The sequence below is a fragment of the Sphaerochaeta halotolerans genome, assembly GCF_003429665.1.
GTDB classification, from domain to species: Bacteria; Spirochaetota; Spirochaetia; order Sphaerochaetales; family Sphaerochaetaceae; genus Sphaerochaeta; species Sphaerochaeta halotolerans.
The window spans coordinates 15,036-31,578 of sequence record NZ_QUWK01000003.1 but is presented as its reverse complement, the minus strand read 5'-3'; the positions used below and the strand labels follow the sequence as shown (position 1 = coordinate 31,578).

Genomic DNA, 16,543 nt, shown 5'->3' with positions numbered 1-16,543 from the left:
TTACCCAACCTTCTTGTCGGAAGCATGACCGCGGAAAATTCTGGTGGGAGAAAACTCACCGAGTTTGTGTCCTACCAAGTTTTCCGTTATATATACTGGAATCCAGGTTTTTCCATTGTACACAGAAATCGTGAACCCCACCATTTCAGGGATGATCGTGGAAGAGCGGGAATAAGTCTTAATCATCTGCTTCTGATTTGTCTTAAGAGACTCCTGAATCCTCTTATACAGTTTCTTTTCAATAAAAGGACCTTTTTTGATTGATCTAGCCACTTTCTACTCCTACTTCCGCTTCTTAACGATGAATGCACCGGAAGGTTTTTTCTTGGAACGGGTTTTTCCACCCTTTGCCGGCTTCCCCCATGGGGATACAGGGTTTCTACCTGCAGCAGTCTTACCTTCACCACCACCATGCGGGTGATCGATCGGGTTCATTGCTACACCACGAACCTTCGGCCGTCTTCCAAGGTGGCGACTTGCACCAGCCTTTCCGAGCGAGACGTTCATATGATCTTCGTTGCCAAGCTGCCCGAGGGTAGCATAGCACTCACCAAACACCATGCGCATTTCACCTGAAGGCAGGCGGAGGGTGACATAGTCCCCTTCCTTTGCAACCAGGGTAGCTCCCAAACCAGCACTGCGGACGAGTTGTCCACCGCGACCGAGGGTCAACTCCACATTATGCACCACCAAACCGAGGGGTACTTTCTTCAAAGGAAGAGCATTCCCTACTTGAACCGGAGCATCCGGTCCACTCAGCACTGTGGTTCCCACCTTGATTCCCCGGGGAGCAATCATGTAGCGCTTCTCACCATCGGCATAAAATACCAATGCAATGTTTGCACTGCGGTTCGGATCGTATTCGATTGTCTTCACAACGCCGGGAATCCCGTATTTGTCGCGTTTAAAATCGATTACACGATATGCACGCTTATGGCCACCGCCTCTACGGCGAACACTGATGCGCCCGAAGGTATCCCGACCTGCCTTTTTGCTAAGACCACTGGTCAACGACTTCTCAGGCTTGCTGGCAGTCAGCTCGCTGAAGACCAGAGTGGTCTTCTGGCGAAGGCCGGGAGTATTGGGCTTGTATGATTTAAGTGCCATAATCCAACTTCTCCTTATACGCCTTCGATGGCCTGGATGGTATCACCCTTGGCCAGGGTTACGACAGCCTTCTTCCAGTTACCGGTGTTACCAAGGATGGAACCACCCTTACCACGGGAATACTTTGGCTTGCCCTTCACAATCATTACGTTACAAGCTGCAACCTCAACACCAAAGAGCTCTTTAACAGCTTCCATGATCTGATACTTGTTGCTATCCATACGGACCTTGAACGAATACTTCTTTGTTTCGCCCTCACGAGCAAGATTGGTTTTCTCACTCAGGACGGGTTCAATAATTACTTGGTCAGCTCTCATCTCCGGTCCCCTTATTTGTCGCCGTAGAATTCATTCAAATTCTTAGCAGCCCCTTCCAGAACCAGGAGCTTTCTCCCATACAACAATTCCTTTGCAGAAAGCCTGTTGTAAGAAAGAACACGCAGGTACGGAATGTTCCTTGCAGCACGGCGCACCATAGCATCGTCATCCTTGAGGATCAGAATGGTTCTGCTCTCATCCTCGACGAAATTCTTGAGGATCTTATTCAGATCCCTGGTTTTGCCACTTTCGATGGAGAAATCCTCTACAACAACGAGACGATCCTCCTTGACTCCCATAGACAACAGGCTCTTCATAGCAAGCCTCTTCATCTTCTTGGGGAGGGTAATACTATAATCACGCGGCTTGGGTCCAAAAATCGTTCCACCACCAACTCTGATAGGGCTTTTTTTATCACCGGCACGTGCGTTACCAGTACCCTTCTGCTTGTATGGTTTATTATTGCTGTATCTGACCTCTGCGCGGGTCTTCGTACTTGCAGTACCAACGCGGTGGTTTGCAAGCTCGCTGTTCACGGCATAATAAATGGTACCATCACTGATCTCTCTGTTGAACACTTCATCATTCAACACGAGGGTTCGGACCTCTTTGCCGTCGATTGAAAAGACTTTCGTTTCCATATATCTCGCCCCTACTTCTTGATCGCTTTCTTGACGATGACGACACTCTGGGCGGGGCCAGGGATAGCACCCTTAACCATAAGGACCTGCATCTCTTCATCGACACGGACTACCTTCAGGTTCTGGACCGTCGTCCTCTCATTACCCATATGGCCAGCCATCCGAGTACCTTTGAACGTACGGGAAGGGGTCGAAGACATAGACGTACCGCCGATATCGCGATGGAATTTGGAACCGTGGGTAGCACGACCGCCTTTAAAGCCATGTCGTTTCATACCGCCGGCAAAACCCTTTCCCTTAGAAGTCCCAGTGACATCCACAAATGAGATGTCCTTAAATATATCCACGCCCAGCACCTCGCCGACTGCAACCTCTCGGTCATAGTCACGGAATTCCACAACATGCTGCTTCGGTTCACATACTTCCTTGAACTGGCCAGCATACGGTTTGGTGACAGTGCTTTTCTTTTTGTCAATCGAACCCAATACAGCAGCAGAATATCCATTCTTCTCCTCATTGCGGTCCGAGACAACAACGTTGCCCTCTATTTTTATTACAGTCACGGGTGTGAGCCTGCCTTGCGCATCAAACACCTGTGTCATTCCAACTTTTTTGCCGATAAGCCCTAACATCTCTTACCTCAACTCTCTTACTGTTTAATCTCTACATCCACACCGGCAGGGAGCTCAAGCTTCATGAGGGCATCCATGACTTTTGATGTAGGATCCAAAATGTCAATCAACCTTTTGTGGGTTCTCATCTCAAATTGTTCACGAGACTTTTTGTTGACAAAGGGCGATCTCAGGACAGTGTACTTGTTGATACGAGTCGGGAGAGGAACAGGACCTGACACAGTGGCTCCAGCCCTGACAACGGTATCTACGATAGCTTTTGAGCTCTGTTCAACCAGCTCAATATCAAAACCTCTCAACCTAACTCGAATTCTCTCTTTAGCCATTATTCCTCCAAAAAACGGGCCCTGCCACCATCATATGATGATGGCAAGACATTCGTCGGTACAGTTATTCAATGATCTCGGTAACCTGGCCGGAAGCAACGGTTCTACCACCCTCGCGGATAGCGAAGCGGAGTCCCTTGTCCATAGCAACAGGGTGAATGAGCTCAACATTGATGTCGGTATGATCCCCAGGCAGAACCATCTGCTTGTCTTCAGGCAGAGTTACCGTACCAGTGATATCAGTGGTGCGGAAATAGAACTGCGGGCGATAGCCGCTAAAGAATGGGGAGTGACGACCACCCTCGTCCTTGCTCAGTACGTATACAGTACCGGAGAACTTGGCATGTGGATGGATGGACTTGGGCTTTGCCAGAACTTGGCCTCGAACAACGTCCTTCTTGTCAACACCACGAAGCAATGCACCGATATTATCACCAGCTTGACCTTCGTCGAGCAACTTGTTGAACATCTCAACACCAGTGACAACAGTGTCACGGGTATCGCGAATACCAACGATTGAAGCAGGATCGTTAACCTTGACGATACCACGCTCGATACGACCGGTCACAACAGTACCACGGCCGGAAATGGAGAAGATGTCCTCAATCGGCATCAGGAAGGGCTGATCGATAGCGCGCTCCGGAAGCGGAATGAAGTTATCCATAGCATCAAGCAGTTCGTCGATGCACTTGGTTTTTTCAGGATCATCAGGGTTGGTCATTGCATCGAATGCAGAGCCGCGAATGACAGGAGCATTGTCACCGTCGAAACCATACTCGCGGAGCAGGTCGCGCATCTCTTCTTCAACGAGGTCAATCAATTCAGGATCATCAACCTGGTCAGTCTTGTTGATGAACACGATCAAGCAAGGTACACCAACCTGGCGTGCGAGCAGGATGTGCTCTTTGGTCTGTGCCATAGCACCGTCAGTTGCTGCAACGACGATGATGGCGCCGTCCATCTGCGCAGCACCGGTGATCATGTTCTTGATGTAGTCAGCGTGTCCCGGACAGTCAACGTGTGCATAGTGTCTATTTGTAGACTGATACTCAACGTGTCTGGTGTTAATGGTAATACCACGCTCTTTTTCCTCAGGGGCGTTGTCGATTGAATCGTAAGCAAGTGCCTTATCGCCAAACAACTTAGCACAGTGCATGGTAATTGCTGCGGTAAGGGTAGTCTTACCATGGTCAACGTGACCGATGGTACCTACGTTTACGTGTGGCTTCGTCCTCTGAAATTTCTCTTTTGCCATCATTTCCTCCTTGTGACATCCAATGTTAGTCACAAAAAATAATTAATATGTGCTCATAAAGGCGCAAAGCCTTTACCATTTCGATTGAGACAAACTAATTATAGGGAAACAAAAACATAAGAGGATTCCAGAGGTCGGCAGGTCTGGAGGACCCATCCTGACGACATAGTATAAGTTTATAAAAAACTTTGTACTGCCTGAAACCACCTTATCATTGCTCCAGCAATAATCGGTTTGGCTCTACATACTGCCACATAGACGTACCTATGCGGACACCTTTAGCAATATACGGGAAAGCAGTTTTTATGTCAAGCGATTAGGTATAATTCTATTAAGATAAAGAAAAACCGGCTCTTCACAATGGAAAAGCCGGACTTTTTCGGTTTTTTTACCAACGGTAATGACTGAAAGCCTTGTTGGCCTCTGCCATTCTGTGGGTATCTTCCTTCTTCTTGAAGGCAGAACCGGTGTTCTGGTAAGCATCCAAAAGCTCTGCACCTAGCTTCTCGGCCATACTGTGTCCGTTACGGGAACGAGCAGCGGCGATAATCCAGCGCATTGCAAGGGCTTCGCGGCGATTCTCGCGAATCTCCACAGGAACCTGGTAGGTAGCACCACCAACACGGCGGCTCTTAACCTCAACGACCGGCTTTACATTTTCCAATGCCTTGAGGAAAACATCGAGCGGCTTTTCGCCGGTTTTCTCTCCAATGGTCAGCATGGCATTGTAAATGATCCTGGTGCTGAGGGACTTCTTTCCATCATACATCATGCGACGGATGAATTTCTCAACAACAACACTCCCATATACGGGATCCGGCAACACTTCCCTGACGGGAGCAGTAGTTCTTCTAGACATATTCCAACTCCTCCCTTATCAAGCCTTGGGTTTCTTGGCGCCGTATTTGGAGCGGCTTCTCTTACGATCTGCAACACCAAGAGTATCCTTGGCACCACGAACAATGTGATAGCGAACACCAGGAAGGTCTTTGACCCTTCCACCACGAAGGAGTACTACCGAGTGCTCCTGCAGGTTATGTCCGATACCGGGGATATAGGCGGTAACTTCAATTCCATTGGAAAGACGCACACGTGCGACCTTTCTCAAAGCAGAGTTCGGCTTCTTCGGGGTTACGGTCATGACCCTGGTGCATACACCACGCTTCTGGGGACAACCTTCGAGGGCTGGAGACTTTGTCTTCTGGACAATGGTCTTCCTTCCCTTTCTGATCAGCTGATTAATAGTAGGCATCTTATAGACACACTCCCTTTTCTTTCTTTGACCCACTGCTTCTCACAAAAACAGGGATCTGCGCCACCCCTACGGGCAACACGTCATATGTAAAATCCGTACCCAGCATGGACACAGTGGTGTGGTTTTACACGATCCGGCAAGGCTACCAATGCGCCAACAGGCGCATCAATCAATCCTCGTAGGAATCGTCCACATCCACGGTATCACCCACGGATTTCATGTCTGCCAAATCTTCAACATCGAACTCATCATCTGCAATCATCTCCTGATGTCTTGAAGCTTTTACTGCATCAACTCTCTGCTGCAGTCTCAGCAACTCTTCATCCTTGAGCTTAATATCGCGATAGATGCGCATACCTGTTCCCGCAGGAATCAAATGACCGATGATGACGTTCTCTTTCAAACCACGCAACTCATCTTTACTACCAGCTATTGCTGCATTTGTCAAGACCTTGGTTGTTTCCTGGAAGGAAGCTGCACTAATGAAAGAATCGATACTCAGGGACGCTCGAGTGATGCCAAGAAGCAGTGGTTGTGCAACAGCAGGCTCACCACCTTCAGTAATCACCCGGTCGTTCTCCTCGAAGAACCGGTACTTATCCACCTGCTGGCCGTGTATCAGGTTGGTATCACCAACATGAACCACCTCGACCTTACGCAGCATCTGCCTAACTATAACTCCCAAGTGCTTATCGTTGATCTGCACACCCTGCATTCTGTAGACTTCCTGGACTTCATCCACAAGGAAGGACTGCAATGCATTTTCCCCAAGGATATCTAGGATATCATGTGGGTCCACAGCACCGTCACAGAGAGGCTCTGCAGCCTCAACCGAATCACCATCTCGTACCAACAGATTCTTCCCCATCGGCACCATATGCTTGTATTCGGTACCGAACGGATCGGTTACCAGTATAGTACGTTTGCCCTTCACAATATTGCCAAAACTGATTAAGCCGGCAACTTGTGCAAGAACTGCAGCATTCTTCGGCCGACGAGCCTCAAACAACTCTCCGACACGAGGAAGACCACCGGTGATATCTTTGGTTTTTGTACTTTCCTTGAGCAACTTGGCAAGAATCATGCCCTTTTCAATCCTCACATTGTCCTGGGTCTGGATGTAGGATCCTCCAGGCAACAAGTAGACTGCGAGCACCTCACCTTTGCCATGTTCCTGACTGGCAATCTCAATGCGAGGCTGCAAGGACTCGAGGCTGTGTTCGGTAATCTTCTTTTCGATATTACCGGTTTCCTCATTGACCTCTTCAGCCAAGGTTGTACCCAGCTTGATATCAACGAAGTGGGAGAAACCTCCCTCTTCAGCAATTACCGGCTCACTGAACGGGTCGAAGGTTACAAGTGGAGTCTTTGGTTCCAGATAGTCCCCCTTCTTGACCAAGAGCTCTGAACCAGCCTTCACCACCTGACTGGTGGAGTGACCGATCAAATACACCTTGGATTCGTGAATCCTGACAGTTCCGTTCTCCTCACTAGTAATCACTTCCCCGTCTTTTTCATAGAACGGAGTACCCTTGGCAACAATTTTTCCATCCTCAACAAGGAGTTTGTCATAGAATGTATCATCTATGATGGTGTTCACGCGGAAGTACTCAATATGGCCCTTACGGGTAAAAACTTCCATCTTGTCACTCTCACGAATCACCCTTGAACCAGTGATGGTCCCAATGATAATCGGATAGTTGAAGGTGAGCTTACTTTCCTCGGAACTGGTAGAAGCTGTACCACCAACGTGGAACGTACGCATGGTAAGCTGAGTACCCGGCTGGCCAATTGACTGGGCGGCAATGATACCTACAGCCTCACCAATTACTACTGGCCGGTTTGTGGCCAAGTTTCGGCCATAACACTTACGGCAAACACCATGCTTAGCCTCACAGGTGAGTACTGTCCTCAGGAGGACCTGTTCAATGCCAGCTTCCTCAATCTTTCGAGCAGTAATCTCATCAATCTCCTCATTTGCAGGGGCAAGGACTTCACGAGTAAAGGGATGAAGAATATCCTCTACCGGACAACGCCCAACAATGCGGTCCGCAAGATTCTCCACGATTTCATCACCATCCTTGAGTGCTCCACGCCAAATACCGTTGATGGTGTGACAGTCATCCTCATTGACCACAACGTCCTGACTGATATCAACCAGACGACGGGTGAGATACCCTGCTTCAGCAGTCTTCAATGCAGTATCGGAGAGACCCTTACGAGCACCATTGGTGGAGATAAAGAACTCGATGATTGACAACCCTTCCTTGAAGTTCGATTTGATGGGGAACTCAATGACATCACCACTGGGCTTTGCCATCAAGCCACGCATACCACCGAGCTGCCTGATCTGGGTCTTCGAACCACGAGCACCTGAGTCTGCCATAAGAAAGAGCGGGTTGAAGCCATTCTGGCTAATCTTCAGTTCCTTCATCAACTCATCGGTCAGAAGATCATTGGTCTGAGTCCAAACCTCAATAACCCTGTTGTACCGTTCTTCCTGGGTGATGTGGCCCTGACGATACTGATCAAGAATCTTCTGTTGCTCAAGATTGGCCTTTGCCATGAGCGCTTCCTTGCCAGCTGGAACAATCATGTCAGAAAGGCCGATGGTGGCACCGAAGAATGTTGCATAGTGGTATCCGAGATCCTTGATGGAATCAAGCATCTCTACAGCGATTGAGTTGTTATTTGCTTTCAGTGTATCACCAATGAGAGCCTTCAACTCCTTATCACCCATTGTTGTATTCTGGAAAGGAATCCCTTCTGGCAGAGCTGCGTTGAACAACACTCTTCCTGGAGTTGTTTCCAAACGAGTACCATCCTCGAATCTATAGCGGATCTTTGCATTGTGGGAGAGCAACCCACTGTCGATGGCCTGCTCCAACTCACCAATGTTGGTATAATACTTGCCTTCACCAGGTGCGCCGTCCATCTCACGGGTCAGATAGTTGATACCCATGACCATATCCTGGGAAGGATACACGATTGGCTTACCGTTTGCAGGGTCCAGAAGATTGGTAACCGAAAGCATCAAGGTCCAGCATTCCAACTGGGCAGCATGCGTCAGGGGTACGTGTACAGCCATCTGGTCACCATCGAAGTCAGCATTATATGCATGACACACCAAGGGGTGTAGCTTAATGGCTTTTCCGTCAACCAATACCGGTTCAAAGGCCTGGATACCAAGGCGGTGTAGCGTAGGTGCACGGTTGAGCAGCACCGGGTGATCCTTGACGACATCGTCAAGAATTGACCAGACGGCATCCGTCTCTTCCTCGACCAGACTCTTCGCCTTCTTGATATTGTAGACAACACCATCCTGTACCAACTTTTTCATAATGAAAGGCTTGTACAGTTCGAGAGCCATCTTGGAAGGAAGACCACACTGATGCATCCTCAACTCTGGGCCGACAACGATAACAGAACGACCTGAGTAGTCGACACGCTTTCCGAGCAGGTTCTGTCTGAAACGTCCCTGCTTTCCCTTGAGCATGTCTGAAAGGCTCTTGAGTGGCCTATTGCTTGCACCTTTGACTACCCGCTTTCTCTTGGAGTTGTCAAACAATGCATCTACAGCCTCCTGCAACATCCGCTTCTCATTGCGAATGATGATATCAGGGGCATTAAGCTTGACCAAACGGTCAAGACGATTGTTTCTATTGATTACCCTGCGGTAGAGATCATTGAGGTCACTGGTAGCAAACCTTCCTCCATCGAGCTGGACCATAGGTCTCAGGTCTGGTGGAATAACAGGAATAACCGTAAGAATCATCCATTCAGGGCGATTGCCACTGTCTCGGAAGTTCTCACATACCTCAATGCGCTTGAGCAGGCGCTTGTCAGCCTTGTCGGCTTTCTGGCGCATCTGTTCACGCAGTTCACGGCTGAGTTCTTCAAGGTCGAGATTCACGAGCAATTTGCGAACCGCCTCTGCCCCCATACCTGCCTCAAAAGAGTCTCCATACTGCTCACGAGCTTGCCAGAACTCCTCCTCGCTGAGCAGCTGCTTGGGCTTCAAGCTGGTGTCCCCAGCATTGATGACCACATACTTCTCATAATAGAGAACACTCTGCAGAGCGTTACGAGAGATGTCAAGCAACATGCTCATACGGCTAGGAACCGAGCGATAATACCAAATGTGTGATACCGGAGCAGCCAAGGAGATGTGTCCCATACGCTCACGGCGAACCTTGGTGTTGGTTACTTCAACACCACAACGGTCACAAATGACACCCTTGTATCGAATCGATTTGAACTTTCCGCAGTAGCACTCCCACTCCTTTGTGGTACCGAAGATTTTCTCACAGAACAGGCCATCGCGCTCTGGGCGCAATGTCCGGTAATTGATTGTCTCCGGCTTCTTCACTTCACCATAAGACCAATCTCTGATCTGTTCTGGTGAAGCTAGTTTTATCATGATGCTATCGAAATCTTGAATTTCCTTCATCTGTATTTCTCCTGGTTAGTTGAGGGAGCCTTTCGACTGCTTGGCGATCAACTCTTCATCACGTTCGGTAAGGGGCACCTGCTGACCCTTGGAGTCATACACCGACATATCCAAAGCCAAGCCACGGATCTCCTGAACCAATACATTGAATGCCTCAGGCATTCCCGCAGTGGAGGCTGGTTCACCCTTGACAATACTCTCATAAATCTTGACACGACCGTTCATGTCATCGCTCTTGATCGTCAAGAGTTCCTGGAGGGTATTCGCAGCTCCGTACGCTTCAAGCGCCCAGACTTCCATTTCTCCAAGTCGCTGACCACCAAACTGAGCCTTACCACCAAGCGGCTGCTGGGTTACCAGCGAGTAAGGTCCTGTGGAACGAGCGTGCATCTTATCATCGACCAAGTGGTGCAATTTCAGGTAATAAATATAACCGCAGAATACCGGATTGATGAACGGAACACCGGTCTGCCCATCGTAGAGTCTAACCTTGGAATTCTCAGGAAGGCCGGCCGAGCGCATTTTTTCCTCAATCTGATTCATAGTAGCACTCTGGAAAACCGGAGTGGAATACCATTCACCCAGTTTGACAGCTGCCCAGCCAAGCTGTGTCTCCATCAACTGACCGATATTCATTCGGGATGGGACACCGAGCGGATTCAAGCAAACATCAAGTGGGGTGCCATCCTCCATGAAGGGCATGTCCTCTTCAGCAAGAATCCGGCTGACAACACCCTTGTTACCGTGTCGTCCTGCCATTTTGTCTCCCTGCCGGAGTTTTCGCTTGGTAGCGATAAGGACCTTGACGGTTTCCTCAACACCTGGGGGTAGCTCATCATTGTTGCTGCGCTTCAAGCGTTGAATGTCAATGACAGTTCCCTCTGTCCCATGAGGAACCTTCAGGGAAGTATCACGAACTTCTTTTGCCTTTTCACCAAAGATGGAGTTGAGCAACTTAAACTCAGGGGTAGTGTCACTCTCACTCTTCGGAGTTACCTTGCCTACCAGAATCGATCCTGGGCGGACCATGGTACCAATGCGGACGATACCATCCTCATCAAGTTGCTCCAGCATCTTCTCGCTGGTATTTGGAATGTCACGGGTCAACTTCTCGGGACCAAGCTTGGTCTCACGAATATCGGTTGTGAATTCCTTGATATGTACACTGGTGAAAATATCATCCTTGATGACACGTTCACTGATCAAGACCGCATCCTCATAGTTATATCCATGCCAGGGCACGAAGCCAACGAGTATATTTCTTCCAAGTGCTAACTCACCTTCCTGTGTTGCAGGACCGTCAGCAAGCACTGCTCCAGCTTCCACGTGCTGGCCAAAGGTAACAATCGGCTTCTGGTTGAAACAGGTATCCTGGTTGGTCCTCTGGAACTTCTGGATTGGGTAGACATCCATCTCACCCTCAATCTCAGCATCATCAACACTAATTACTACTTTCTCTGCACTGACATAGGCAATAGTTCCTGCACGCTTTGCCTTGACCAAGACACCGCTATCGTAAGCAGCCTTTCCTTCCATACCGGTTCCAACTCTTGGTGTTTCGGGGAAGACAAGGGGGACTGCTTGGCGCTGCATGTTTGATCCCATCAATGCACGGTTTGCGTCATCGTGCTCAAGGAAGGGAATCAAGGACGCTGCAACACTGAGTACCTGCTTAGGAGAAACGTCAATGTATTTAATCTCGTTTGCCGGCTTCGTGGAATAATCTCCACTGCGTCGAACTGGAATTTCCTTGTCGAGGAAGTTGCCGTCATCATCAACCTTGGCATTTGCCTGGGCGATGAAGAACTTCTCCTCATCATTCGCATCAAGGTAGCGATACTGCTTGGATACCACCCCATTCACTACCTTGCGGTACGGGGACTCCAAGAAACCGTGCTGATTGATGCGAGTATAGTTTGCCAATGAGACGATAAGACCGATATTTGGTCCTTCAGGAGTCTCAATAGGACAAATTCTTCCATAGTGTGTGTAGTGAACATCACGAACTTCAAAACCCGCACGATCACGACTGAGACCGCCAGGTCCTAATGCATTGAGCCTTCGCTTGTGGGTCAACTCAGCAAGAGGGTTTACCTGGTCCATGAATTGGGAGAGCTGGCTACTGCCAAAGAACTCCTTAATGGCCGCAATGATTGGTTTGATGGAGATCAGGTCCTGTGGCTTTACAGAACCAGACTCAAGATTCATGCGTTCCTTTGCAATACGCTCCATACGGGCAAACGCACTCTTGAGGGCATTCTGCAATAGCTCTCCAACAGAGCGAACACGGCGGTTACCAAGATGGTCAATGTCATCGACATTTTCCTCGCGGATAAACACCTTAATCAAGAATCCCATGGTGTTAACAATATCTTGTGGAGTAAGGACCGTTAGATCGGTGGAAGCCATTTTTTCTTCCTCTTCACTACCGGTTCCAAACTTCTTGTTGAACTTATAACGACCCACAGAACCAAGGTCATAGCGACGGCTCGAGAAGAACATGTCAGGAAGATCACGCTCAGCCCGCTCGATGGCTATCATCTCCCCAGGCATCAAAACGGAGAAAATGGGAGAAAGGACGTCTTCCTTGGTAGGTTCGTCGTATCCCTCACGGGTGTACTTGGCATCCTCGATCTCAAAACAGTTGAGAATAATATCGCTGTGCAGCGTGCCCTCTCCACGAAGATTGACCAACTCTACTGTAGTTACTTTCAACTCCAGGAGTTCATCAATCTCATGGGCATGCAGCATATCACCGGCACGGAGCACTTTCTTTGATGCTCCTTCAACCGTTGCGTACACATCCTTGTAGAGATATCGATTCTCCAAACTTGACTTGAAATCAGCATCATCTACCAGGTCGACCATTTCACTTGTGTAGAAATGCTCAAGAATTTTCTCTCGAGTATCCAACCCAATTGCACGCAAGAAGAGCGTACCGAGGATACGCTTCTTACGGTCAATCTTGGTATAGATGAGATGCTTCTTATCATCAATCTCAAACTCCAACCAAGAACCCCTGTATGGGATGATCCTGGAGGAGTAGACATCTTTTTCGTTGGAAAAAATGACACCGGGAGAACGGTGGATCTGGCTGACCACTACGCGTTCTGCTCCATTGATAATAAATGTGCCACGATCGGTCATCAGCGGGATATCCCCAAAGAAGATTTCCTTCTCCCTCATCTCTCCATTGGAGAACTCGAGGCTGATCGTGACTTTGATGGGTACGCTGTAGGATCGACCCTTCTTCTTGCACTCCATCTCTGAGAACTTGATGTTGTCATAGTCGATTGTATACCCTTTGTAAGCGAGACGCATCTCGCCATTGGGACTATCAATGGGAAATGTTGACTGGAACACTTCCTCCAGCCCGTACGACGGATCTGGCGCCATCCCTTTCAAGCAGCGATCCAGCTGTAGGAACCTCTCATAGGAATCGAGCTGGACTCCAATCAAGTTGGGAAGTTCACAGACTTCATGTAATTCAGAACCGATGTACGTGCGTGTTATGGATTTGCCGTTGGCAACCATCATGTACCCTCCAAAGTCAAAAGAAAAACAGACATAATCCCTTGCATAACAAGGAAAACAAAGACACAGTTGGCCACCGGTGTCTATCCGGTGGCTTGGTGAACCGGGCTATCGCCCTCTTACAAAGAACAAGAGCAGGGAACCAGGGATTGCCTGGCTCCCCAGACTCAGATTAGTCAACGGGCTTGATCTCAACAGTACAGCCGGTAGCCTCAAGTTTCTCCTTGAGTGCATCTGCGTCTGCCTTGCTGACACTTTCCTTGACAACCTTATCGCCAGCCTCAACAAGTTCCTTTGCTTCCTTCAGGCCGAGGCCGGTGATAGCACGGACTTCCTTGATGGCAGCAATCTTCTTGGAAGGATCTGCGGCCTTGAGGATGACGTTGAATTCGGTCGGCTCTTCAACTGCTTCAACAGCAGCAGCAGGACCGGCAGCAACAGCAGCGGCTGCAGCCTGAACACCGAATTTCTCTTCCATCATCTTGATGAGGTCAGCGACCTCCATGACGGACATACTCGCGATTGATTCCAAAATCTCTTCTTTAGTAGCCATATTATCTTCTCCTTATACAGTTTTCTCTCTACACAGTCATAGCAGGTTACCTGTGAAGACTAAGACTGTGTCTAGTTCTCTTCGCTGGCAGACTCCACTGAGCCACCATTTTTCTCGACATAGGCAAGCAAGGTTGCTGCCAGCTTCTGCACAGGAGCCTTCATGGTTCCCATCAAGGATGCAATCAGCTCCAATCTGGAGGGGAGCTTGCTGAAAGCCTCAATCTGTTCTGCATTGTAGAATTCACCATCAAGGAGAGCACCTTTCACTTCAATGGAAGCACCCTCTTTCTTGATTGCAAACAAATCCTTGGCAACCACATTGGCCTCGTCACCTTTCACCAAAGCGATGGCGGTGGGTCCAATCAGCTGATCATCAGCAGTTCTATCCAAATCAGTAAGTGCAATCTTTGCAAACCTGTTCTTTACCACACGGAATGCTGCATCCTTTTCCATAAGAGTTCTACGAAGCCTAGTAATCTGTTCAACAGTCATGCCTCGATAATCGGTAAAGATATACCCGGTGTACTGGCTGAACTCATCCTTGAGAGCCTTGACGGCCTCTTCCTTCGCAGGGGTAATACGAGTTTTATGATCCATACTATGTTTCTCCTCTTACACCGTGGCCGACATATCCTTCACATTGACCCGGACTCCGGGACCCATGGTGGAGGAAAGTGCGACGCTGACCACGAAGTCAGCCTTTGCGTCAGATGGCTTCTTTCGGACGATTTCCTTGACAACAGATTTAGCGTTTTCACTTACCAAAGCTGGATCCATGGAGACCTTACCGATAGGAAGATGAACAACGTTGGTCTTATCAGAACGGAACTCAACACGGCCCTGGGACAACTCTGCAAGAGCACCCTTGATGTCGAAAGTTACCGTTTGAGTCTTGGGGTTCGGCATCAAGCCTCTGCGGCCAAGAATAGGACCAAGACGACCTACGTCCTTCATCATGTCGGGAGTGGCGACTGCCACATCGAAATCCATCCAACCGCCACGAATTTTCTCGATCAAGTCGGTATCACCTACATAGGCCGCACCAGCTTCACGAGCTTCTTCTGCCTTCTCTCCCTTTGCGAATACGAGGATACGCTTCTGAGCAGAAAACTGATTGGGGAGGACAACCGTGTCACGAACACTCTGACTTTTCTTGAGGGTCAGTTTAACAGCAACCTCAACAGTCTCATCAAATGAAGCGAAAGCTAGCTCTTTCACCAAAGCTGCCGCTTCGTCGAATGTATAGAGCCTCTCACGGTCAACGTTCTTAATTGCTTCTCGATACTTCTTTCCGTGTTTCATACTACTGCTCCACCTCTACACCCATACTGCGTGCTGTTCCAGCAACAATTCTCTTGGCGGCCTCGATGTCATTTGCATTGAGGTCCTTCATTTTAGTTGTTGCGATTTCAGTCAGCTGGTCCTGCGAGAGTTTACCAACCTTCACCTTATTGGGACTGCCACTACCACTACTTAGGCCAAGAGCCTTCTTGATAAGTACTGCAGCAGGGGGAGTCTTCAGGATGAACGTGAAGCTCTTGTCGGCATACACCGTGATGATAACGGGAAGAATGAGCCCAGGTTCATAGTTCTTTGTCTTGTCATTGAACTCCTGGACAAACTTTGGGGCACTGACTCCATGGGGACCTAGCGCAGGCCCGATTGGGGGTGCCGGCGTAGCCTTCTGGGCAGGGCACTGCAACTTAATAATTGCAGACACCTTTTTCTTTGCCATGTTTCTCTCCTTACGCAATAAATCCAACCTATGGATTGGATTATGCGCTGGTATTAACGCCTGTCATACGATCAGGCTCCCACCTCATTTCACAATGAGGGAGTAATCACAAACAAATGGACTCGGTTGTAAAAGAACAGAAAAATCTCGTGTAGTAATCCAGTCCAAAGACTACTACAGAATCTTTTCTACTTGGAGGAAATCCACCTCAACCGGAGTGGAGCGTCCAAAAATTCCGACGCTGACCCGCATACGAGCCTTTTCCAGATTGACTTCCTCAATGACTCCTGTAAAGGAATCGAAAGGACCGTCAATGATGCGTACCTGCTCACCAACAGAGAAGGTCTGCTTAGGTTTGAATACTTTCTCAGCAGGAAGATCACCTGTCTTTTGAAAAAGATTCTTTACTTCTGCTGCTGTCAAGGGTTGTGGCTTAACGCTATCACTCGGGCTGACAAACCCGGTAACACCTTGTATACGCTTGATGTGTGAACACCAAGTCTTCCAACTTGTATCAGGCAGGTCAAGCTCAACCAGGATATAGCCAGGAAGAATCTTACGCTTCACCTCACGTCTTACCCCTTCCTTCACCTCTACAACGGTTTCGAAAGGAACTTTGACATCTGTACAAACAAGCGCGAAGTCCATATCGGTCTCGCGCATCTTGTTGATGATTCGCTCAATCTTCTGTTCGTACCCAGAATATGTGTGTACTACGTACCAGCCTTTAGCCATG

General features: G+C 48.8%; 16 protein-coding genes. All 16 read right to left on the bottom strand.

Translation table 11 applies throughout. From position 1 onward, the window contains the following. Positions 1–273, bottom strand: coding sequence for a 30S ribosomal protein S19 (rpsS, locus tag DYP60_RS03175; RefSeq protein ID WP_117329436.1), 273 nt, complete (start codon positions 271–273; stop codon positions 1–3). 9 nt (positions 274–282) lie between these two features. Next, positions 283–1,107 (bottom strand): 50S ribosomal protein L2, encoded by an 825-nt coding sequence (gene rplB, locus DYP60_RS03170; RefSeq protein WP_117329435.1) that lies wholly within the window; start codon positions 1,105–1,107, stop codon positions 283–285. Positions 1,108–1,121: 14 nt separating this feature from the next. Beyond that, entirely contained in the window at positions 1,122–1,424 is a 303-nt protein-coding gene (rplW, locus tag DYP60_RS03165) for a 50S ribosomal protein L23 (protein ID WP_117329434.1), read from the bottom strand. Positions 1,425–1,435: 11 nt separating this feature from the next. Beyond that, on the bottom strand, positions 1,436–2,065 hold the full coding sequence (gene rplD, locus DYP60_RS03160) for a 50S ribosomal protein L4 (protein WP_117329433.1): 630 nt from the start codon (positions 2,063–2,065) through the stop codon (positions 1,436–1,438). Positions 2,066–2,076: 11 nt separating this feature from the next. Beyond that, positions 2,077–2,697: a 50S ribosomal protein L3 gene (gene rplC / locus DYP60_RS03155; RefSeq protein ID WP_117329432.1), complete on the bottom strand. Its 621-nt coding sequence runs from the start codon at positions 2,695–2,697 to the stop codon at positions 2,077–2,079. 17 nt (positions 2,698–2,714) lie between these two features. Continuing rightward, the gene (gene rpsJ, locus DYP60_RS03150; protein ID WP_117329431.1) at positions 2,715–3,023 is read right to left on the bottom strand and encodes a 30S ribosomal protein S10; all 309 of its coding nucleotides are present in this window, start codon (positions 3,021–3,023) and stop codon (positions 2,715–2,717) included. 64 nt (positions 3,024–3,087) lie between these two features. Next, the gene (tuf, locus tag DYP60_RS03145; RefSeq protein WP_117329430.1) at positions 3,088–4,278 is read right to left on the bottom strand and encodes an elongation factor Tu; all 1,191 of its coding nucleotides are present in this window, start codon (positions 4,276–4,278) and stop codon (positions 3,088–3,090) included. Between the two features lie 388 nt (positions 4,279–4,666). Then, on the bottom strand, positions 4,667–5,137 hold the full coding sequence (gene rpsG, locus DYP60_RS03140) for a 30S ribosomal protein S7 (RefSeq protein ID WP_117329429.1): 471 nt from the start codon (positions 5,135–5,137) through the stop codon (positions 4,667–4,669). Between the two features lie 18 nt (positions 5,138–5,155). Then, on the bottom strand, positions 5,156–5,530 hold the full coding sequence (rpsL, locus tag DYP60_RS03135; protein ID WP_117329428.1) for a 30S ribosomal protein S12: 375 nt from the start codon (positions 5,528–5,530) through the stop codon (positions 5,156–5,158). Between the two features lie 172 nt (positions 5,531–5,702). Beyond that, positions 5,703–9,983: a DNA-directed RNA polymerase subunit beta' gene (rpoC, locus tag DYP60_RS03130; RefSeq protein ID WP_117329427.1), complete on the bottom strand. Its 4,281-nt coding sequence runs from the start codon at positions 9,981–9,983 to the stop codon at positions 5,703–5,705. 15 nt (positions 9,984–9,998) lie between these two features. Further along, positions 9,999–13,517: a DNA-directed RNA polymerase subunit beta gene (rpoB, locus tag DYP60_RS03125; protein ID WP_117329661.1), complete on the bottom strand. Its 3,519-nt coding sequence runs from the start codon at positions 13,515–13,517 to the stop codon at positions 9,999–10,001. Between the two features lie 172 nt (positions 13,518–13,689). Then, a complete protein-coding gene (rplL, locus tag DYP60_RS03120; protein WP_117329426.1) occupies positions 13,690–14,070 on the bottom strand; it encodes a 50S ribosomal protein L7/L12 in 381 nt (126 codons plus the stop codon). 71 nt (positions 14,071–14,141) lie between these two features. Then, complete coding sequence (rplJ, locus tag DYP60_RS03115) at positions 14,142–14,669, bottom strand: 50S ribosomal protein L10 (RefSeq protein ID WP_117329425.1); 528 nt, start codon at positions 14,667–14,669, stop codon at positions 14,142–14,144. Positions 14,670–14,684: 15 nt separating this feature from the next. Then, complete coding sequence (gene rplA / locus DYP60_RS03110; protein WP_117329424.1) at positions 14,685–15,374, bottom strand: 50S ribosomal protein L1; 690 nt, start codon at positions 15,372–15,374, stop codon at positions 14,685–14,687. A gap of 1 nt (position 15,375) precedes the next feature. Continuing rightward, a complete protein-coding gene (rplK, locus tag DYP60_RS03105) occupies positions 15,376–15,807 on the bottom strand; it encodes a 50S ribosomal protein L11 (RefSeq protein ID WP_117329423.1) in 432 nt (143 codons plus the stop codon). 174 nt (positions 15,808–15,981) lie between these two features. Next, positions 15,982–16,542, bottom strand: coding sequence for a transcription termination/antitermination protein NusG (gene nusG, locus DYP60_RS03100; RefSeq protein WP_117329422.1), 561 nt, complete (start codon positions 16,540–16,542; stop codon positions 15,982–15,984). Position 16,543 lies beyond the last annotated feature (1 nt).